This is a genomic window from Actinosynnema sp. NPDC020468 (assembly GCF_040642015.1).
Taxonomy (GTDB): Bacteria; Actinomycetota; Actinomycetes; order Mycobacteriales; family Pseudonocardiaceae; genus Actinosynnema.
On the sequence record NZ_JBFAEO010000035.1, the window covers coordinates 58893 to 78267 of the forward strand.

19 protein-coding genes are annotated in these 19375 nt (G+C 72.1%); 12 read left to right on the forward strand and 7 right to left on the reverse strand.

What is annotated here, in order from left to right:
* Positions 1–3: 3 nt before the first annotated feature.
* On the reverse strand, positions 4–750 hold the full coding sequence (locus AB0G50_RS24010) for an SDR family NAD(P)-dependent oxidoreductase (protein ID WP_360112364.1): 747 nt from the start codon (positions 748–750) through the stop codon (positions 4–6).
* A 206-nt stretch (positions 751–956) separates the two neighbouring features.
* On the opposite strand from AB0G50_RS24010, the gene AB0G50_RS24015 reads away from it, so the two are divergent.
* From AB0G50_RS24015 to AB0G50_RS24040, 6 genes are all read left to right on the forward strand, one after another.
* Positions 957–3032: an AIPR family protein gene (locus AB0G50_RS24015; protein WP_360112423.1), complete on the forward strand. Its 2076-nt coding sequence runs from the start codon at positions 957–959 to the stop codon at positions 3030–3032.
* Between the two features lie 127 nt (positions 3033–3159).
* Positions 3160–3954 carry a hypothetical protein gene (locus AB0G50_RS24020; RefSeq protein ID WP_360112366.1) on the forward strand — a complete coding sequence of 265 codons (795 nt, stop codon included), beginning with the start codon at positions 3160–3162 and terminating at the stop codon, positions 3952–3954.
* 141 nt (positions 3955–4095) lie between these two features.
* Entirely contained in the window at positions 4096–4356 is a 261-nt protein-coding gene (locus tag AB0G50_RS24025) for a hypothetical protein (protein ID WP_360112368.1), read from the forward strand.
* Entirely contained in the window at positions 4353–4604 is a 252-nt protein-coding gene (locus AB0G50_RS24030; RefSeq protein ID WP_360112370.1) for a hypothetical protein, read from the forward strand. The genes AB0G50_RS24025 and AB0G50_RS24030 overlap by 4 nt, the downstream gene beginning before the upstream one ends.
* Before the next feature lies 1 nt (position 4605).
* Entirely contained in the window at positions 4606–7368 is a 2763-nt protein-coding gene (locus tag AB0G50_RS24035; RefSeq protein ID WP_360112371.1) for an FtsK/SpoIIIE domain-containing protein, read from the forward strand.
* Complete coding sequence (locus AB0G50_RS24040) at positions 7365–7799, forward strand: hypothetical protein (RefSeq protein ID WP_360112373.1); 435 nt, start codon at positions 7365–7367, stop codon at positions 7797–7799. Before AB0G50_RS24035 ends, AB0G50_RS24040 begins: the two co-directional genes overlap by 4 nt.
* On the opposite strand, the gene AB0G50_RS24045 is transcribed toward AB0G50_RS24040, so the two are convergent.
* A complete protein-coding gene (locus AB0G50_RS24045; protein WP_360112375.1) occupies positions 7796–8203 on the reverse strand; it encodes a GNAT family N-acetyltransferase in 408 nt (135 codons plus the stop codon). The two genes, AB0G50_RS24040 and AB0G50_RS24045, sit on opposite strands and share 4 nt — an antisense overlap.
* 35 nt (positions 8204–8238) lie before the next feature.
* Between AB0G50_RS24045 and AB0G50_RS24050 the strand changes: the two genes are divergently transcribed.
* The 3 genes from AB0G50_RS24050 to AB0G50_RS24060 all read left to right on the forward strand — a co-directional run bounded on the left by AB0G50_RS24050 (position 8239) and on the right by AB0G50_RS24060 (position 10915).
* Positions 8239–9360: a GNAT family N-acetyltransferase gene (locus AB0G50_RS24050; protein WP_360112377.1), complete on the forward strand. Its 1122-nt coding sequence runs from the start codon at positions 8239–8241 to the stop codon at positions 9358–9360.
* A 23-nt stretch (positions 9361–9383) separates the two neighbouring features.
* The gene (locus tag AB0G50_RS24055; protein ID WP_360112379.1) at positions 9384–10388 is read left to right on the forward strand and encodes an NADP-dependent oxidoreductase; all 1005 of its coding nucleotides are present in this window, start codon (positions 9384–9386) and stop codon (positions 10386–10388) included.
* 161 nt (positions 10389–10549) lie between these two features.
* Positions 10550–10915 carry a hypothetical protein gene (locus AB0G50_RS24060; protein WP_360112381.1) on the forward strand — a complete coding sequence of 122 codons (366 nt, stop codon included), beginning with the start codon at positions 10550–10552 and terminating at the stop codon, positions 10913–10915.
* On the opposite strand, the gene AB0G50_RS24065 is transcribed toward AB0G50_RS24060, so the two are convergent.
* Positions 10912–12108, reverse strand: a complete 1197-nt coding sequence (locus AB0G50_RS24065) for an amidohydrolase (RefSeq protein ID WP_360112383.1) — start codon at positions 12106–12108, stop codon at positions 10912–10914. The genes AB0G50_RS24060 and AB0G50_RS24065 overlap by 4 nt on opposite strands.
* On the reverse strand, positions 12098–13717 hold the full coding sequence (locus tag AB0G50_RS24070) for an FAD-binding oxidoreductase (protein WP_360112385.1): 1620 nt from the start codon (positions 13715–13717) through the stop codon (positions 12098–12100). Before AB0G50_RS24070 ends, AB0G50_RS24065 begins: the two co-directional genes overlap by 11 nt.
* A gap of 16 nt (positions 13718–13733) precedes the next feature.
* Between AB0G50_RS24070 and AB0G50_RS24075 the strand changes: the two genes are divergently transcribed.
* On the forward strand, positions 13734–14300 hold the full coding sequence (locus tag AB0G50_RS24075) for a TetR/AcrR family transcriptional regulator (RefSeq protein WP_360112387.1): 567 nt from the start codon (positions 13734–13736) through the stop codon (positions 14298–14300).
* A complete protein-coding gene (locus AB0G50_RS24080; RefSeq protein WP_360112389.1) occupies positions 14297–15733 on the forward strand; it encodes a glycerol-3-phosphate dehydrogenase/oxidase in 1437 nt (478 codons plus the stop codon). The genes AB0G50_RS24075 and AB0G50_RS24080 overlap by 4 nt, the downstream gene beginning before the upstream one ends.
* A 525-nt stretch (positions 15734–16258) precedes the next feature.
* On the opposite strand, the gene AB0G50_RS24085 is transcribed toward AB0G50_RS24080, so the two are convergent.
* The 3 genes from AB0G50_RS24085 to AB0G50_RS24095 are packed head-to-tail and all read right to left on the reverse strand — an operon-like array spanning position 16259 to position 18914.
* Complete coding sequence (locus tag AB0G50_RS24085; protein WP_360112391.1) at positions 16259–18145, reverse strand: hypothetical protein; 1887 nt, start codon at positions 18143–18145, stop codon at positions 16259–16261.
* A complete protein-coding gene (locus tag AB0G50_RS24090; protein ID WP_360112393.1) occupies positions 18142–18456 on the reverse strand; it encodes a type VII secretion target in 315 nt (104 codons plus the stop codon). The genes AB0G50_RS24085 and AB0G50_RS24090 overlap by 4 nt, the downstream gene beginning before the upstream one ends.
* Positions 18457–18467: 11 nt before the next feature.
* Positions 18468–18914 (reverse strand): YbaB/EbfC family nucleoid-associated protein, encoded by a 447-nt coding sequence (locus tag AB0G50_RS24095; RefSeq protein ID WP_360112395.1) that lies wholly within the window; start codon positions 18912–18914, stop codon positions 18468–18470.
* Positions 18915–19106: 192 nt separating this feature from the next.
* Here AB0G50_RS24095 and AB0G50_RS24100 point away from each other — a divergent pair, with 192 nt between their 5' ends.
* A complete protein-coding gene (locus tag AB0G50_RS24100) occupies positions 19107–19364 on the forward strand; it encodes a helix-turn-helix transcriptional regulator (RefSeq protein WP_360112396.1) in 258 nt (85 codons plus the stop codon).
* Positions 19365–19375: the final 11 nt, after the last annotated feature.

The following is a 19375-nucleotide window of genomic DNA, read 5'->3' on the forward strand; positions in this document are numbered from 1 at the left end:
CGGTCACCAGGCCTGGTCGACCGGCCGCACCAGGATCTCGTTCACCGCCACGTGTTCGGGCTGCGCGACGGCGTACAGCACGGCCCGCGCGACGTCCTCGGCGGTCAGCTGGCGGATCGCGTTCGCGGCCCGCTCGATGGCCTCCTTCGCGCCCGCGTCGGTGATGTGCTCGCGCAGCTCGGTCTCCACCACGCCGGGCTCGACCACGACCACCCGCACCCCGCGCCCGCTCACCTCCAGCCGCAACGCCTCACTGAACGCGTTGAGCCCGAACTTGGTCGCCGCGTACACCGCGCCACCGGCCCGCGCGAGCCGCCCGGCGGTGGAGGACACCTGCACGACCGCGCCCTTGCGCGCCACCAGGTGCGGCAGCGCGGCGCGGGTCAGGAACATCGCGCCGAGCAGGTTGGTCGACACCATCCGGGTCCAGTCGGTGGTGTCCGCGCCCTCGACCGGCCCGAGCAGCATCACCCCGGCGTTGTTCACCAGGACGTCCACCCCGCCGAACTCCGCCACCGCCCGCGCCACGGACGCCTCGCCGGACGCCTCGTCGGTCACGTCCAGCTCCACGGCCAGCACCCGACCACCCGCGCCGGTGATCCGCTCCGCCACCTCGCGCAACCGGTCGACCCGCCGCGCACCGACCACGACCGCCGCGCCGGCACCGGCGAGCGCGACCGCGGTCGCCGCCCCGATGCCCGACGACGCGCCCGTCACCAGCGCGACCTTGCCCTCCAGGTTCTCCGTCATGCCACCACCCAACTACCTGGAGCGCGCTCCAGGTCAAGTCGAGATGTTCAGTCGATCGTGTTGCGCCGCAACCGAGCCGACCAGACGTTAATGTGCACTTGAACTACACGCCGGGCCGAACAGACGCACTTGCCGTCAAGTGGAGTGCGCCCTCCTCGGGATATGCGGTATGCACAGACGGATCGTGAGGACGCGACTTGAGCAACATGCCCCTTCAGGTAAGGCACGTCGCCGAGCAACTACAGCGGGACTTCGGTCTGCACATCGACATGCGCGACCTGTCAGGCCGCGCGGAAGCAGAGCGGGATCAGGCTTTCCTGTCACGAGCGCTCACCGCACTTGCGCTACAGGACCTCACCGGCTGCAAACCCGAAGAGGCCGCCGCAGGGGTAATCGACGGTGCCGACGACAACGGAATCGACGGCATCGCGGTCGACTCCGCCTCAAAAAGGTTGTGGTTGGTCCAGTCCAAGTGGAGCGACAAGGGGCGGGCAGGCCTCGACCAGGCAGCCGCACTAAAGCTCGACCGCGGCGTCAGGCTACTCCAGGACGGCGACTACGAGAAGTTCAACGAACGGTTCCAGAAACTGGTCAAATCCGTCGACGAGGTCATCGGGACGGCGGGAGTGCAGATCACCCTCGTCATCGCCCTGATGGGTGATACGCAGATCTCGGACGTCGTTCGGCAGGACCTCGACGCGATAGTCGACCAGCTGAACGAACTCGAACCGCTGGCCGAGTTGAAAGTCATGCGGTTCGCGGACTTCTACAAGATCGTGCGGAACGGCCTGGCGGACACGAAGATCAGCCTGGAGGCCCGCCTGGAGAACTGGGGGCAGCTCAGCGATCCGTACCGGGCGTACTACGGCATCCTCCCGGTCGTGGACGTCGCAGCCTGGTACTCGGAGCACGGCGTGAAGCTCTTTGCGCAGAACATCCGCCGCCCACTCGGCCTCACCGAGGTCAATCAAAAGCTGCGTACCACCCTTCGCGAGAACCCTGAGCACTTCTGGTACTTCAACAACGGCATCACCGTGCTCTGCGACTCGCTGCGGAAGTCTCCGCGAGGATCGAGCAACGCGGCGGGCGACTTCACCCTGACCGGTGCAAGCATCGTCAACGGCGCGCAAACCGTCAAGGCCATCCACGACAGCGTTCAAACCGCTCCCGGAACCAGTGACGCCAGGGTGTGGGTACGCCTGATCTCCCTGGAGAGTTGTCCGCCGGAGTTCGCGGACGAAGTGACCCAGGCGACGAACACGCAGAACCAGGTGGAAGCACGGGACTTCGTCGCACTGGATGATCGACAGCGGAACCTCCGTACCGAATTTGTGCTGAATCTTCGAAAGACCTACGTCATCGCACGCGGCGACGCCGAGCCGTTGTCCGACTCCGGCTGCACCGTGGTCGAAGCAGCCAGAGCACTTGCCGCTGCGCATCCTGATCCGACCTTCGCCGCCCGCGCGAAAGCCAGCGATTCGGTGCTGTGGGAGACAGGGCCCACGGGTACGTACCACGCCCTGTTCACGAGCCGGACGAACGCTTTTCAGGTATGGAGGTCCGTCGAGCTGCTCCGTCAGGTGAACGGTCTGCTCCAAGCCGAGCGGGACAGCCGTGAAGGACGTGCGGCCCGCGTCGCCGAGGAGGCCGAGTTCCTGACGGCCCACATCATCTTCCAGCACATCGGGACGAGGGAGATCGGCAACGCCGACTACGACTGGGGCGCCGCTCTCGGCCGTGTCCCCGCACTGACCTCCACCGTGCTCGACTGGCTGATCCACTGGATCGACTCCAAGTACCCCAGCACCTCGTTCATTCCCCCGACCCTCCGCAACCCCCAACGGTGCGCCGAGCTCGCCGCACTGGTGCTGGCCGATCTCAGGTCGGGTGCGCCGGCGCCCGACCTGCCCAGCGAATACCGGTCGTCGTCGCAGGCGCGAGGCACCCGGACGGTCAACGCGGTCATCGCCCTGGTCAACGCCGCCGCCATCACCGACGGCACCATCCTCGAGTTCCGCCCACAGGGAGCAACCGAGAAGCGGGTGCTCGACGGCTGGCTGGCCGAGGACCCGCAACGGGGCCAGGCGACCTGGGTCAACAACCGGGCGAAGCCGCTGTTGTGGGCAGCCGACGGCGGGCGCTACTCGCCGAGCGGCCTGGTCAAGGACATGCTTCGCCAGGCGGGTCAGCGCATCAAGGCAGTCCAGGGGACGAGCCGCTGGTACGCCAACGGGCGTTCGCTGGTGGAAATCGCCGACCAGGTACGGGCCGAGGACATCTGACCACGGACCGACCCGGCGCCGAGGTGCGCAGACGCAGCAGTGGGCAGCACCGGATGACAAGCGAGCACCCCTCAAATCAACTCTGCTGTTCCGGTGTTCACCTTCGTGTTGGACAATTTCTTCCACGATGGTGGGAGAAGACCTCGAACTGCTGATCACGGCCGTTGTCGCCGCCGACGACGAGGCCGGTGCCCGTGCTGCCTGCGGTCGGCTCGTGCGGCTCGTCGGCGGCACGGTCGTGCAGGTCGGCGACTGCTCCGACGAGGAGCCCGGGTGCTGGTCGGTGATGGTGCGACTGGACAGCGGCGAGCGGGTCGGGCAGAACGTGGCGGGCGCGTTGGCGCGGTCGGTGCGGGGGTTCGTGCGGTCGCTCGGCGACGGGTTCCCGACGCCGCGGGTCGCCTGCGAGCCGCCCACCGCGTGGACCGTGCTGGACGATCCCGACGTGCTCGACGCGGTGGTTCCGGGTGCCGAGAGGCTGCTCGTGGAGGCGTGGGCCGGTGGTGACCCGCAGCGCCGGAGTCCCGTGCCCGCGCCCGAACCGGTGGTGCAGACCGTCCCCGAACCGGGTACCCGGTTGTTGCTGAGGGTGGACGTGGTCGCCGACCGGACGGCGGGCGCGGAATGGCAGGCACGGGCGGTGGCCAGTCGGGTCGCCCGGAGTGGCAAGATCACCCGGGTGGCCCAGTCAGGCGATCTGCTCTGCGTGCACGTCGATCTCGGAAAGAGTGTCGATTCTCCCACCGAGGCACTACTCGACGCGGTCGGCGCACTGGGCCGTCCGGGGTGGTCCGGCGTCACGTGGGAGGGCGAGTCGGCCGTGGTCCGCTGGTTGGCGAGCCCCGTTCCACCTGCCGGAATAACCGCATTGGAACTGACAGCCACACCGGCTTCGGCATTCGTGTGGACGGTGCCCGACTAAGATCGACGACGATGGCCCGAACGAGTGGATTCACAATCCACCCGGTCAGCCGATGCCGCTTGTGAAGTCGCAAACTTTCGGTACTACTTTCACGTACGGGCAACACCAAACGCGCGTTATCAGGAGGGGTCGGGAACCGCCATGGCCAGCATCGAAGAGGTTCGCGCCGCGATCGCCCAGGCCGTCGACAAGGCGGGCCAGAGCGCCCAGGCACTCCAGCAGGCCGCCGACCTCGCCGAGGACGCGCAGGCCCTGCTGCGCCAGGCCACCCAGGGCAGCGACCAGTCCGACGTCGAGCAGGCCAACGCCCAGTTCGCGCAGGTGGTCTCCGGCGTCGGCGACCTCCGCAAGCACCTCGAGGCCGGCATCACCCAGGCCGACGGCATCCAGTCCAGGCTGTGACGTCGGTCGGCGAGGTCAAGCTCGCGCTCGAACGGAGCTGCGAGCTGCTCCGCGACGCCTACCGGAGCGTGCGCGAGGCGCAGTCCGCGCTGGACGAGGCGTTGGAGGTGCTGGCCGACGCCGGCGCCAACCACCACGAGGAGCTGGTCCCACCGGGTTTCCTCAGCGCGAAGGAGGGGTTCGCCGACGAGCTCGAACGGCTCGTCGGCAGCCTGGAGCTGGTGCAACGACTCGCCGTGGAGCTGTGACGTGAACAGGCGCGACGACCGCCGGCGGAGGATCGAGGAGACCTTCGACCAGCTCCGCCGGGCCGTGGCCGCCACGCTGGGCAACGCCACCCGCGAGCAGCGGCTGCTGGCCGAGGACCGCGCCCGCGACATGGTCGAGGTGATGCTGCGCGGCGACGGCGTCGACCGCGCGCTGGCGGACCCGGTGCTCGCCCGCGCGCTGGACAACCCGAAGTTCGCCCCGCAGTTGGCGAAGGCGCTGATCGACCGGGTCGACGCCTACCGCGAGTGGTCCGAGCGCGGGCCGGACCAGCTGACCGCGCTGGTGACGGCGGTCGCGGGCGGCCCGGCGTCGTGGCCGCACGAGTCGTGGCTCGGCCAACCGGGTCAGGCCGACGGCAGCGAGGGCGTGCCCGACCTGTGGCGGATCGGCACCGGCGTGGTGCGCAGCGCGCCCGAGCCGCAGCGGTTCCCGGTCGCGGTGCCGCTGCTCGACCAGGCGCACCTGCACATCGCGTCCACCCCCGACAGCAGGCAGGCCGCGGACGGGCTGGTGGAGAACCTCCTGCTGCGGATGCTCGGCCACTTCCAGCCGGGTCTGGTCCAGGTGCACGTGTGGGACGTCAACCAGCTCACCGGCTCGCTGCCCGGCCTGTACCCGCTGACCAGGGCGGGCCTGTTGACCGTGCACGACCCGAAGCGGCTGCACGAGCTGCTGGACGAGCTGTCCGACCACATCCGCCGGGTGCACACCGGCGTGCTGGTCGAGGGCCACCAGTCGGTGCGGGCGGCGGGCGGGCGGCGCACCGAGCCGTGGCGCGTCGCGGTGCTCTTCGGCAACCGGCAGCCGCTGCGCGAGGAGCACCAGCAGCAGCTGCAACGCGTGGCGCGCAACGGGTTGGCCTGCGGCATCCAGCTGTTCCTGGTCGACATCCCGGTGACGGTGAACTCGCCGATCGAAACCGTCTCGATCGCCGCCGACCAGTCCGCGACCTGCACCATGACCGGCAAGCACGTGACGGTGACGCTGGACCCGCCGTTCCCGCGCACCCTGGTGCCCCGGGCGTGCGCGGCGATCGCGGAGAAGCGCGAGGAGCGCCGGACCCGGCTCGGCGGGTTCGCCGACCTGCTGCCGGAGGCGTTCTGGCAGGAGAACTCGGCCGCCGGCGTGGTCGCACCAGTGGGTTTTGACGACGGCGAGCCGGTGCACGTGGCGCTGGGCGACACCTCGCCGCACGCGCTGATCGGCGGACCGAGCGGCTCGGGCAAGACCAACTTCCTCTACGCCATGCTCGGCAGCCTGGCCGCCCGGTACTCGCCGGACGAGCTGGAGCTGTACCTGCTGGACTTCAAGGAGGGCGTGTCGTTCGCGCAGTTCGCGCCGGGCCGCAAGGACCCGAGCTGGCTGCCGCACGCCCGGCTGGTCGGGGTGAACGTCAACACCGACCGCGAGTTCGGCGTGGCGCTGCTGCGGTTCCTGTCCGACGAGATGCGCAGGCGCGCGGACGCGGCCAAGCGGCACGAGGTCACCAAGCTGGAGCAGCTGCGCGAGGAGGACCCGCACGGCCGGTGGCCGCGGATCGTCGCGGTGATCGATGAATTCCAGTACCTCTTCCTGGAACGCGACCAGGTGACCGCGCAGGCCACGCAGCTGCTGGAGGACGTGGCGCGGCGCGGCCGGTCGCAGGGCATCCACCTGGTGCTGTCGAGCCAGGACGTGTCGAGCATCGAGGGTTTCTGGGGCAAGGCGGCCATCTTCGACCAGTTCACCGTGCGGATCGCGCTGCCCAAGGCGCGCCGGGTGCTGGTCGACGCGACCAACGACGCGGCCGTGGAACTGCCGCGCTGGCACGCCGTGGTGAACCACGAGTCGGGCGTGCGGCCGGGCAACGCGGTCGCACGGATCCCGGACGCCACCGGCAAGGGCTCGTTCGACGCGGTGCAGGCCGCGCTGTTCCAGGCCCGGCCGGCGGACCTCGCCGAGCCGATCCTGTTCGACGGCAGCCGGGTGCCGACCCTGCGGTCGCTGCCCGACTTCCGCGCGCTGCGCCGGGGCGAGCCGAACCCGACCGTGCTGCTGGGCCAGGTGATCGACGTGGCGGGCAGCGCGGCGCGCGTCCGGTTCCCGCGCACGCCGGGTCGCAACATCGCGGTGCTCGGCTCGTCGGCGGCGGACGCGGCGGCGATCCTGGTCAACGGCGCGCTTTCCCTTGCCGCGCAACACGGTCCGAACGAGGCCAGGTTCAGCGTCGTGTCCCTGGCCGAGGACGCGTTCCCGCACGCGGACCGCCTCGTCAAGCAGCTCAAGGACCTGGAGCACACCGTCGAACTGGTGCGGATGAACGAGTTCCGGCCGTTGCTGGACGGGGAGGCGGAGCGGCTGAACAAGGTCGCCAAGGGCGAGGAGCACGCCCTGCTGAACCCGCACTACCTCGTGGTGTTCGCGGTCGACGCGGCGCAGACGTTCCTGGAGAAGAAGGACGACGCGCGGATGACCGGAGTGGACAGTCTGCGTGCGGTCCTCAAGCACGGGCCGGAGAACCGGACGCACCTGCTCGGGTGGTGGCGCGGCGTGCAGCGGCTCAAGGCGAGCCTGCCGCCGGGCGTGAACGACGACATCGGCGCGTGGATCGCGTTCGACGTGCAGGGCAAGGAACTGGTGTCGCTCGGCCCGGAGCAGGTGATGTCGTGGTCGCCGCGACCGCACCGCGGGCTGTTCTTCGACCGGTTCGAGCACTCGAGGCCGCAGGTCGTCATCCCGTTCGACACCGGGGAGGAATCGTGAACCGGGACAGCACCGCGCACGTCGGTCACCAGGTCGTGCCGACGCAACGGGGCGCGCAGGGCGAGGTCGAGGTGTCCGCCGTCGAGCGGTACAAGGAGATCGTCGCGTTGGCCGCCGAGTCCTACGAGCGGATGCGCGACAACGACCGCCGCCGGGTGGCCGAGCTGCTGCGCCGACTGGCCGAGACCCAGGAGCTGATGGCCCGGGTGATCGAGCAGGAGCGGGACGTCCGGATCGGCGTGTCGGTCGTGTGGGACCAGGCGGTCGAGGCGCTGTGGGACGAGCGGTGGCTCGAGATGAAACCGATGCCCGCGCCGGACGAGTCGGTGCCGCGGCGCCCGCAGAACGACTACACGGGCGCGATGGACCACGCCTACCAGCAGTTCGAGGACGCGTTGCAGAAGCGGTCGCTGCTGCGCCGCAAGGGTTAGAAGTCCCAGGCCGCGAACACGGTGTCCGGGTCGAGGTCGGCGCCGGTGCGCGCGTAGGTCTTCAGCGCGCCGGTGTTGTCGCTCTCGGTGCCGGTCCACACCCCGTAGCAGCCGAGTTCCCGCGCCAGGTCGAGCAGCGCGTAGACGAGCGCGGTGCCGATGCCCCGACCGTGGAACACGTCGTGCACGCCGAGTTCGTAGAGGAACATCTCCACGCCCTTGTCCGGGTGGATGGTCTCCACGCCCGAGACGAACCCGGCCGGCTCGCCGTCCACGTACGCGAACAGCAGGTGGTGTCGGGGATCGGCGAGGAACGCGGCCGTGGCGTCCTCGCGCGGCGGGTCGTCGAACAGGTGCCCGGCCGCCAGCACGTCGGACAGTGATGTGACCTCGCGGATATCCACTCCGCGCAGGGTAGACCCCGGGCCATCATGCGGTCATGCGCGTTTTGCCCACGGCCGCCGACGTGGCGGCGGCGAACCCCGACCCGCTGGTCCGCTGGGCCGCCCAGTGCCTGGCACCGGGCCGCGCCGGCGCCGCCTGGGAGCACGCCGGCGCGGTGGGCGTGCGCGCACCAGCCCTGAACCGCCACGACCGCCTGGTCCTCGCCGGCCCGCTCGAGGGCGTGGCCGCGATCGCGCGAGCCCACCACGAGGGCCTCAAGCCCCTGGTGGTGACCGCGCAGGTGGCGGACCTGACGAGGCTGGTGCCCGACCTCGCCGAGCAGGCAACGTTCGGCTGGATGGAGCGGACCGGGCCCTCGGCCGCCGAACCCGCGCCGCCCCACGCCGAGGGCGGGCACGGCCCACACCGGCGGTCCGGCGGGACGGGACGCACCTCCCCCACCGCCGGCGCGCTTCAGCCGGGCCAGGACGAGCGGACGCAGCCCGGCCGGGCCGGAACCACCTCGGCCACCACCGACGCCTATCCGCCGATCCAGGACGGGCGGACCCCGCCGAGCCTGGCGGCGAACACCCAGACCGACGCCGGCGCGCTTCCGCCGGGCCAGGACGAGCGGTCGTCGCCCGGCCGGGCCGACACCACCTCGGCCACCACCGACGCCTATCCGCCGATCCAGGACGGGTGGACCCCGCCCATCGCCGACGCGCTTCGGCCGGACCCGGGCGCGCGGCCCGCGTCCGCCGCACCGGCCGAGGACGTGCGCTGGCTCGCGCCGGACGAGTGGGGCGGGGTGGAGTCGTTGCTGCGCAAGGCCAATCCGCACACCTACGTGTGGCCGCACGAGCCGGGGCCGCGGCGGTGGGCCGGGGTGCACGTGGCCGGCGGGGTGGTGGCGGTGGGCGCGGACGCGTGGTCGGCGGACGGGGTCGGGTTCGTCGCGGGGGTGGCGACGCTGCCCGACCACCGCGGGCGCGGGTTCTCCACCGCGGTGTGCGCGTTCCTCACCGACGTGCTGCTGGCCGAGCACGGCACGTGCGCGCTGATGGTCGACGGCGCCAACGCCGCGGCCATCGCCGTGTACCGACGGCTGGGCTACGTCTACCGGAGCGTGACGGCCCTGCGCGACGCACGTCACACTCGATCGGTGGAACAGCGCTGACCGCGGGCGGGGTTGTGCGACGTATGACCGTGCCGAGCACCGCGCTGGAAGTACACCTCGCCTCCCGCCCCACCGGCTTCCCGACCCCGGACGACTTCGCGCTGGTCGAGGCGCCCGTGCCGACCCCGGGGCCCGGACAACTGCTGGTGCGCAACACGTTCATGAGCGTCGACCCGTACATGCGCGGCCGGATGAACGACGCGAAGTCCTACGTGCCGCCGTTCGCGCTGGGCGCGGTGCTGGAGGGCGGCGCGGTCGGCGAGGTGCTGGTGTCCGACGTGCCCGGCATCGCGGTCGGCGACACGGTGGCGCACTTCGCCGGGTGGCGCGAGTACGCGGTGGTCGGCGACGCGGTGAAGGTCGACCCGGAGGTCGCGCCGGTCTCGACCGCGCTCGGCGTGCTGGGCATGCCCGGGTTGACCGCGTACGCCGGGTTGCTGGACGTGGCCGCGTTCCGCGAGGGCGACACGGTGTTCGTGTCCGGCGCGGCGGGCGCGGTCGGGCAGGTGGCGGGTCAGGTCGCGCGGTTGCGCGGCGCGAAGCGGGTGATCGGCTCGGCCGGTTCCGCCGAGAAGGTGGCGTACCTGGTGGAGGAACTGGGTTTCGACGCCGCGTTCGACTACCACGACGGCGACGTGCGCGACCTGCTGGCCGCCGCCGCGCCGGAGGGCGTCGACGTGTACTTCGACAACACCGGTGGCCCGCAGCTCGAGGCGGCGCTGGCGTCGGCGAACCTGTACGCGCGGTTCGCGCTGTGCGGCGCGATCTCCAACTACAACACCGACCAGCCGGCCGGTCCGCGCAACCTGAGCCTGGCCGTCGGCAAGAGGGTGACGCTGCGCGGTTTCCTGGTGCGCGACCACGAGCACCTGCGGCCCGCGTTCGAGCGCGAAGTCGGCGGCTGGGTGCGCGACGGCAGCCTGCGCCACCGCGAGACGATCACCACCGGCGGTCTCGCGAACGCTCCCGCGGCCTTCATCGGCATGCTGCGCGGCGAGAACATCGGCAAGGCTTTGGTGGCGCTCTGATCCCCCTGCACGCGTACGGCCGCGCGACGGACACGCCCGGCCACCTGCACGCGCTCCTCGAAGGCACCGCGCAGCAACGAAAAGCCGCGGTCGCCCACCTGCACTCGGCGATCGTCCACCAGGGCACGCCGTGGACGGCGACGCCCGCGACCGCGCTCGCGGTGGTCGCGCTGCTCGGCGACCCGCGGGTGGCCGACGTCCGGGAGGACCTGGTGTGGTTCCTCGCCGAGGTGGTGGAGGTCGCGGTGTACTGCGACGAGGCGTGCGTCGACCTGGCGAACCCGCCCGGCCGCGACCTGGAGGCCGAGGTCGCGGCGTGGCTGGAGGACCCGGACGGCGACGACTCGCTCTACGAGGACGAGGTGCGGGCCAACGGGTTGCTCGCGTGGTCCGCGATGGGCTGCCGCGACGCGGTGCCCGCGGTGCTGGAAGCGTTGCTGGAGCTGGAGTCCGACCCCGATCCGGCGGTGCGCGACGCGGTCGGGCGGACCGTCGTCGCGTGCCGCTCGGTGCTGTCCCGGGACTAGACCAGTTCCCCTTCGACGGCCACGACCCGCCCCGCGTGCACCACGAGTGTGCGCGGGGCGCGGTCCATCACCGCGGCGGTCACGGTGTCGCCCGGCACCACGACGAGGTCCGCGGGCGCGCCCTCGGTGAGCCCCAGCGTCGTGCCCAGCACGGCCGCGCCGCCCCTGGTCGCGATGTCCACGCACATCTCCACCAGCGCGTCCTGCCGGAAACCGTTGCGGTGCGCCAGTTGCCAGGCCCGCTCCAGCATGTCGCCGCTGCCGTAGGGCGACCAGTAGTCGCGGATGCCGTCCTGACCCAGGCCCAGTCGCACGCCGGCCCACCGCAGTTGCCGGATCGGCAGCGGTTCGCGCGCGCCCGGCGACACGGTGGTGACCGCGACGTCGTGCTCCGCCAGCAGGTCCACCAGCTCGCGCTGCCGTTCGGAGTCCACAGAGGACAGTGCGAACGCGTGGCTCACGGTGACCTGGCCCTGCATGCCGAGCGCGGCGACCCGCTCGCAGATCAGCTCGATGGTGAACGCGCCGAGCGACCCCTCGTCGTGCAGGTGCACGTCCACGCCGACCTGGTGCTTCTCGGCCAACCCGAACACCACGTCCAGGTGGCGGACCGGGTCCCGGTCGTACCCGGCCGGGTCGAGGCCGCCGACCAGGTCCGCGCCGGCGCGCAGGGCGGCGTCGAGCAGCTCCGCGGTGCCCTTCTCGCGCAGGATCCCGACCTGCGGGAACGCCACCACCTGCACGTGCGCGCGGTCGGCGTGCGCCTGGCGCGCGGCGAGCACGCCCTCCAGCTTCTCGAGGCCCGAGTCGACGTCGACCTGGGCGTGGCTGCGCACGTGCGTCGCGCCGGCCGCGATGGTCCGGCCGAGGGTGTGGGTCGCCCGCTCGGCCACCGACTTCTCCGCCGACCGCCAGTTGCGCCGGTCGTTGTCGATCAGCTCGGCCAGGCCGGTGCCCGCGCTGTGCGAGCGGAAGGGCAGGCCGAGGCGGGTCGAGTCGAGGTGGGCGTGCGAGTCCACGAACGCGGGCAGCAGCACGCCGCCCCGGCCGTCGACCACGGGCACGCCCTCGGGCGCGGCGAGCCCCGGTCCGGACTCCGCGACGAGGCCGTCCCGGCACAGCACGTCGACCACGGGTTCGTCCAGGGCGTTGGGCCACGGGCGGACGGATCGGATCAGCAGATCACCGGTCACGCAGCGACGCTAGCCCGCCGGGGAGGAGCTTGCCAGGGTTGAGCACCCCGGTCGGGTCAAGTGTCCGCTTGACGGACGTGAGCACGTCCACACCGAGACCGCCGATTTCGGACTCCAGGTACGGCGCGTGATCGGCTCCCACCGCGTGGTGATGGGTGATCGTCCCCAACCCCGCGATGGCCTCGCTCGCCGCGGCCTTCGCGACCTGCCACTGCCCCACCGGATCCGCCACGTCCCGCGCCGCGATCGCGGTGAAGTAGAGCGACGCGCCCGTCTCGTAGGCGTGCGAGATGTGGCACATCACGACGCAGTCGCCGAGCGCGTCCTTGAGCGCCCCTCGCACCGCCGCGCGCAGTTCGGAGATCCGCGACCAGTGGGCCGCGGTCTCCAGCGTCTCGACGCACACGCCGATCTCCATCAGCGCGTCGCGCTGCCTCGGCCCGTTGAACCGACCGTGCCGCCACGCCTCGCCCAGCGGGCGGCCGAGCGAGAGCAGCCGCCGACCCCGCAGGGTGTCCGCGCGCCGCCTGCTGACCTCGGACTCCGACGCCCCGTGCCAGCCCAGGATCAGCAGGCAGGGCTCGGACACCTGACGGGCCTTGAGGTAGCCCTTCATGGCGGCCGTCTTCCACCCCCCGGACAGCGCGAGCGACACCGCCGTCTCGTCCACATCGGACAGTCGGGTCACGTCGGCGAGCACCCGGTCCTGCGCCAGTTCGCGCACCAGCCGCTGACCGCGTTCCCAGCCGTCGAGCACGAAACCCTCGTACCGCTCGACCTTCGGCTTGCGCCGCACCCGCAGCCGCACCTCGGTGATCACGCCCAGCACGCCCTCGCTGCCGACCACGAGCTGCTTCAGGTCGGGACCGGCCGCCGACGCGGGCGCCGCACCCAGCCGCCACTCGCCGACCGGCGTGGCCAGCCGAAGACCCTCGACCATGTCCTCGAACCGCCCGTAGCCGCTCGACGCCTGACCGGCCGACCGCGTCGCGGCGAACCCGCCGATGGTGGCGCGCTCGTAGGACTGCGGCACGTGCCCGAGCGTGAACCCGTGCGGTGCGAGCAGCCGTTCGGCCCGCGGCGCGGTCACCCCCGCCTGGAGCACGACCGTCCGCGACACCGGGTCGACCTCGACCAGCCGGTTCAACCGGCTCAGGTCGAGCGCGACCACCGCCGCCTTGTCCCCGCGCAGCGCGGCGACACCGCCGACGACCGACGTGCCACCGCCGAACGGCACCACGGCCACGTCGTGCTCGACGCACGCCCGCAGCACGGCCACCACCTCGTCGGGCGACCCCGGCAGCACCACGCCGTCCGGCGCCGGCAGCTCGCCGGTGCCGCGCTGACGCAGCAGGTCGAGGTAGGACAACCCGCCCGCGCGCCCCAACCGCGACTCGCGGTCGACCCGCACGTGACCGGGCCCGACGACGGCCGCCAGCGCGGCCCGCGCCTCGTCGCCGAGACCGGACGGCGACACGGACGGGCTGCGGGCGGGTGTGCGTGCGTCGACACCGATCCGCTTGTGGAGCCATTTGAGGGCGTGCGGCGGCAGTGACCCCGTGATGGCGGTCCAGCTGCCCCGGAGGGTGTGGTCGATGCGCTCGGTCACCGCTACAGTGTGACACATGACGTCGCAACGTCACAGTGACGACACCCTGCTCGACGCGGCCCGCGACTGCGTGGTCGAGGTCGGCGTCCGACGCACCACGCTGACCGACATCGCCAAGCGCGCGGGCGTGAGCCGGATGACCCTCTACCGCCGCTTCCCGGACGTCGGCACGCTCGTGCGCGCGCTGATGACCCGTGAGTTCTCGCACCTCCTCTCCCGCGTGACCCCCGTCGGCGACACCGCGCGCACCAGGCTGGTGTCGCAGGCCACCTCGGGCATCAGGTTGCTGGCAGCGGACCCCCTTCTGCGCCGAGTGCTGGACCTCGACGCCGAATTGATGCTGCCCTACCTGGTACAACGCCTGGGCAGCACGCAGAGGTTGGTCGAGGAGTACCTGGTTCACCGGATCGTGGAGGGGCACGCCGACGGCTCGATCCGCCCGGGCGACCCCGCCGTGCAGGCCAGGCTCGTGCTGCTGGCCACCCAGTCGATGGTGCTGTCCGTGCGGCCGGCCACGAACGGGCTGGAATTCGAGGACCTGGTCGGCGAACTGGGCCGCTTCCTGGACGGAGCGCTGTCATGAGCACGTCGCTGAACGCCGCCCGCCGCCGGACCGAGCTGGACGGACTGGCCTCCGAGGTCGTGGACCTGCTGGTGGTCGGCGGCGGCGTGACCGGCGCGGGCGTGGCGCTGGACGCCGCCTCGCGCGGGCTGTCGGTGTGCCTGCTGGAAGCCGAGGACCTGGCGTTCGGTACCTCCCGGTGGTCCTCGAAGCTGGTGCACGGCGGCCTGCGGTACCTGGCGCAGGGCGAGGTCGGCCTGGCCTACGAGAGCGCCGTGGAGCGCGGCATCCTGATGACCACCACCGCGCCGCACCTGGTCCGCGCGCTGCCGCAGCTGGTCCCGTTGCACGGCAAGGGTTCCGACCCGCTGGTGATGGCCGGGCTGCGCGCGGGCGACGTGCTGCGGCGGGTGGCGCGGACCCCGTCGCGCGTGTTGCCGGGCCCGCGCCGGGTGCCCGCCGCGGAGGTGCTCGCGCTGACGCCCGGCGTGCGGCGGGCCGGGCTGCGCGGCGGCCTGCTGGGCTTCGACGGTCAACTGGTGGACGACGCGCGGCTGGTCGTGGCGCTGGCCAGGACCGCGGCGGGTTTCGGCGCGCGGATCCTCACCCGGGCCAGGGTCACCGCCCTGACCGCGTCCGGCGCGCAGGCCGTCGACACCCTGACCGGCACGCCGTTCACCGTCCGCGCCCGGGCCGCGGTGAACGCGACGGGCGTGTGGGCGGGCTCGCTGGTGGACGTGAAGCTGCGGCCGTCGCGCGGCTCGCACCTGGTCCTCGACGGCGCCCGGCTCGGCGTGACGACGTGCGGCCTCACCATCCCGATCCCCGGTTCCCGCAACCGCTTCGCGCTCCTGCTGCCCCAGCGCGACGGCCGCGTCTACCTGGGCCTGACCGACGAGCCGGTCGAGGGCCCGATCCCGGACGTGCCGACCGTGCCGGAGTCCGACGTCGACTTCCTGCTGGGCGTGGCGTCGTCCGTGCTGGAGCACGAGGTGACGCGGTCGGACGTGCTGGGCGCGTTCGCGGGCCTGCGCCCCCTGCTCGACACCGGCGAGGGACCGAGCGCGGACCTCTCCCGCCGGCACGCGATCCTGGACACCGACGGCGTCACCACGGTCGTGGGCGGCAAGCTCACCACGTACCGCCGCATGGCCGCCGACGCCGTCGACGCCACCGCCCTCACCACCACCCGCTCCCGTACCGCGACCCTGCCTCTGGTGGGCGCGGGCCGTGCCGCGGGCGACCCGACCCTGATCTCCCGCTACGGCTCGGAGGCACCGGCCGTGGCCGCCGTCGGCGAGGTCGCCTGGTCGGTGCGCCACGAACTGGCCCTGACCCCCGCCGACCACCTGGACCGCCGCACCCGCACCGGCCTCGTCCCGACCGACCGCGCCCGGGCGGAACAGGAGGTCACCGACACCCTGACCGCCGAACTGACCGCCCTGACCCGCTGACCCACCGCCCCCGCACCGCTCGCCGAGACAGACGGCAACGCGCGACCGACACCGGCCGCAGTCCCCAGGCGGCACAACACCTCGCCCCACCGCCGACCCGACAGACAGCAGCCCCGGGCCGGATCGCGCGGTCCGAACCGGTCCGCCGACCGCGGTCCCAGCCGGCACCGCCCCTCGCCCGCCACGCAACAACCCCAGCGTCCGATCGCCTGCGGCCCGAACCGGTCCGCCGACCACAGTCCCAGCCGGCACCGCCCCCCACCCACCGCCGACCCAGCAGGCAGCAGCCCCAGGCCCGATCGCGCGCCGCCCGAACCGGCCCGCCGTCCGCGGTCCCAGGCGGCACCGCGCCTCGCCCGCCACGCGACAACCCCAGCGCCGGACCGTGCGCCATCCGAGCCGGTCCGCCGGGGCACACCCGAGGCGCAGTCCCCGACACCACGTCGAAACCCTTCAGGGACAACGAGAAGGGCCGTCCACAGTGGACGGCCCTTCTCGACACTGTTGCCTCGCGGCCTACCCGAACTACTCGCCGATCACCGGCTTCGCGGCCTTCGGGGGCTCCTCGGCCAGGGGCTGGCCCTCGATGCGAACCTTGCGCTGGTGGTCCTTGCCGCCACCCTCGCCGCCGCCGGCCGGGGCCATGGGCGCGCCGCCCATCATCCCCATGCCGCCCGCGCCGCCCGCCTTGCCGGCCGCGGCCGCCGCCGCTCCGGCGACACCCGCCGCGCCGCCGCCCGCTCCACCCGGGAGCACGCCCGAGGCGCCACCCGCCTGGAGGGTCGGGGTGCCGCCGGCCATCGCGCCGGCCGCGCCGACGCCACCGACCCCACCCGCCATCGCACCGGCCGCGCCGCCCGCGAACGCGCCGCCCAGCCCGCCGACACCGCCGCCGGCCGCCCCGCTGATGTGCGAGAGGTCGGACGCGGAGAACGGGCGCACCGGCGGGATCACCGGGGACGCGCCGTGCGTCGTGTTCGTGGCGTGCGTGGTGTCCGGGTGGTAGGTCGAACCCGGGTTGTACGTGCCGGGGTCGTACACACCGGGGTTGTACACGCCCGGGTTGTAGACGCCCGGGTTGTAGGTCCCGGGGTTGTACACGCCGGGGTTGAAGGTGCCGCCCGGGTTGTACGTCGGCACGGTGTAGTCGTCCGGCTGGTAGGACACGCCGGGGTTGAGGATCCGGTCGTAGGACGAGCCGGGCGGGGTGTACGTGCCGCCGCCCGAACCGCCGGTGCCCGCCGCGGGCGGGTCCTCGACCCAGTGGCCGGGCACCCAGTGGCCGCCCGTGCCGCCGCCGGTCGAACCCGGCCCACCCGTGGTGCCGCCGGGACCGTGCAGGTTGTCGGGCAGCCGCACGACCGGGCCGCTCGTGCCACCACCGGGGTAGGCGCCGCCGGGGTTGGTCGTGCCGCCGCCGGAGGAACCGCCCGGCAGGCCGGGGATCACCGGCGGACGCGACGCGATCGGACCACTGGCCCCACCGCCGCCACCACCGCTCGGCACCGTCTGGCCGGTCTGCCCGGACGTGTACCGCCCGCCGGCGTTGCGGTCCATGTTCCGCAGCTGGTCCTCGGTCATCCCGAGACCACCCGCGGACGGCCGGGTGTTGCCGCCCGCGCCGTTGCCCTTGTTCGAGTGGGTCATCGCGGTGATCGCCTGGAGGATCTGCTTGGCGGTCTGGGCGATCTGGGCGACCGACTTGATCAGGTCGATGAGCTTCTTCAGCGAGTCGCCGAGCTTCTTGAGGAAGTCGGCGAGCTTCTTGGCGTAGTTGCACGCCATCTGCACGATGTCCGCGATGGCGCCCGCGATCGCCGCGCCGAACGTCAGGAACGACGCCGCCAGCCACTCGATGATCTTCATGACCATGTCGGACACGGCCTGGCTGATCAGGTCCATGATGGTCTTGCGCACGGTCGCCACGAGCTGGCCCGCGCCCTTGGCGGCGTCGGAGATGCCCTTGGCGGCCTTGGCCAGCGTCTCCAGCCCGGACGCGTGCTTCTTGCTCGCGGCCCGGTAGCCGTCGGCGGACTTGCCGTGCCAGCCCTTGGTCTCCTCCACCGACGTGCGGCGGTAGTCGGCCACGATCTGCTCGATCTGCTTGGACGCGGACGCCCAGCTGCCGGACATCTTGCCGATCGCGTCGGGGTTGCCCAGGAGCGCGTCGAACGGCTCCTTGAGGAACGACACGTGGTTGATCGCCCAGCTGAACCCGGCGGACAGGAAGCCCGACAGCGGGTTGGACGCGAGCCCGACGATGCCCATGGCCGTGTTCGCCATGCCGAGGCCCGCCTGGACCCAGTCGCCGCGCTCGACCGCGGACACGGTGCCCTGCACGTCGCCGATCAGGTGCGACGGGTCGCGCCCCTGGGCCGACGTCGCGGTGGCGCTGCTGCCCGTGGTGCTCATCCGCGTGCCTTCCCCTGGAACCCGAACGCGTTGTCGAGGTCGATGTTCTCGTAGAGGTCGGCGACCTCCTTGAGGCCCTGGCACATGTCGGCGACGGTTTCGGCCGCCTGGCCGAGCAGGTCCTGCGAGAGGCCGGCGGTCTTCAGCAGGAAGCCCGCCAGGAAGGAGCCGAACACCCCGAAGGCGTCGGTCGACAGTGACGGGTCAGCGGTTTGCGTGGCCTGGAGCATCCGCTGCGTCAACTGGTCGACCGTGCCCGCATGTGCCCGGATCTCCTCCGGGCTCACGTGGAACGAGTCGAACATCGTCATCTACCCCCTGCTCACGCCATCACGTCGGGTGGATTGGTGAAGTAGTCGTCGTCGGGCCTGTCGTCTCGACGCACCGGTTCCGGCTGCGGTTCCTCGGGGTCCGTGCCGTCACCCGAATAGCCGTTCGGCATGTTGGCCTTGACGAACTCGAGCGCCGCGCCGTCGCCGACGAAATCGGTCATGATCTCCACGACCTGGCCCGCCGCCGCGCGCTGCGCCTTCGCGAGCGCGGCCATGATCGTCCCGGAGATGCGCTCCGGGTCCTCGCCGCGCAGGCCGGGGCGCAGGATCAGGTCCGTCAGCGCGCCCGACGCGTTGACCGACACGGTGACCAGGCCGTCCGGTGACGTCGCGCTGCCGCCGACACCGCCGAGCTTGGCCTCGGCCTGGGAGGCGTTGCGCTTCGCCTCCTCGATCTTCTGCCCGTACTGCGCGAGCCACTGGTCCGGCTCCACCATGTTCACCCCTCACGGCAACGGGGCTTTCGGCCCACGACGCGTTCGACCCGTTCGTGTTCGTTTCGGTTCCCGGCGGCACATCGTTTCACCGAATCGTGACTTCCGGGAGGAGTGCTCGCGGATACCTCCGAACGGCTTCCTCCGCGCACTGTTTACTTGCCGTTGTGTTGGGTTTTCGCAACACTTCGTAGCATGAGTCCGGTGCGCCGGGGGCCCGAACAGCCGATCCACAACCGGATCGGCGTGCTCAGGGCGGAACGGGGTATGACGAGGGCGGTGTTGGCGCGGGCGGTGGACGTGAACCCCCAGACGATCGGCGCGTTGGAGCGGGGAGACCATTACCCCAGCCTCGACCTCGCGCTGCGGATCTGCGAGGTTTTCGGGTTGCCGGTCGAGGCGGTCTTCAGCCGCTCGCCGTTCACGCCGCTGTCGACGCAGGTCTACCGCTGAACAGGGAGGAA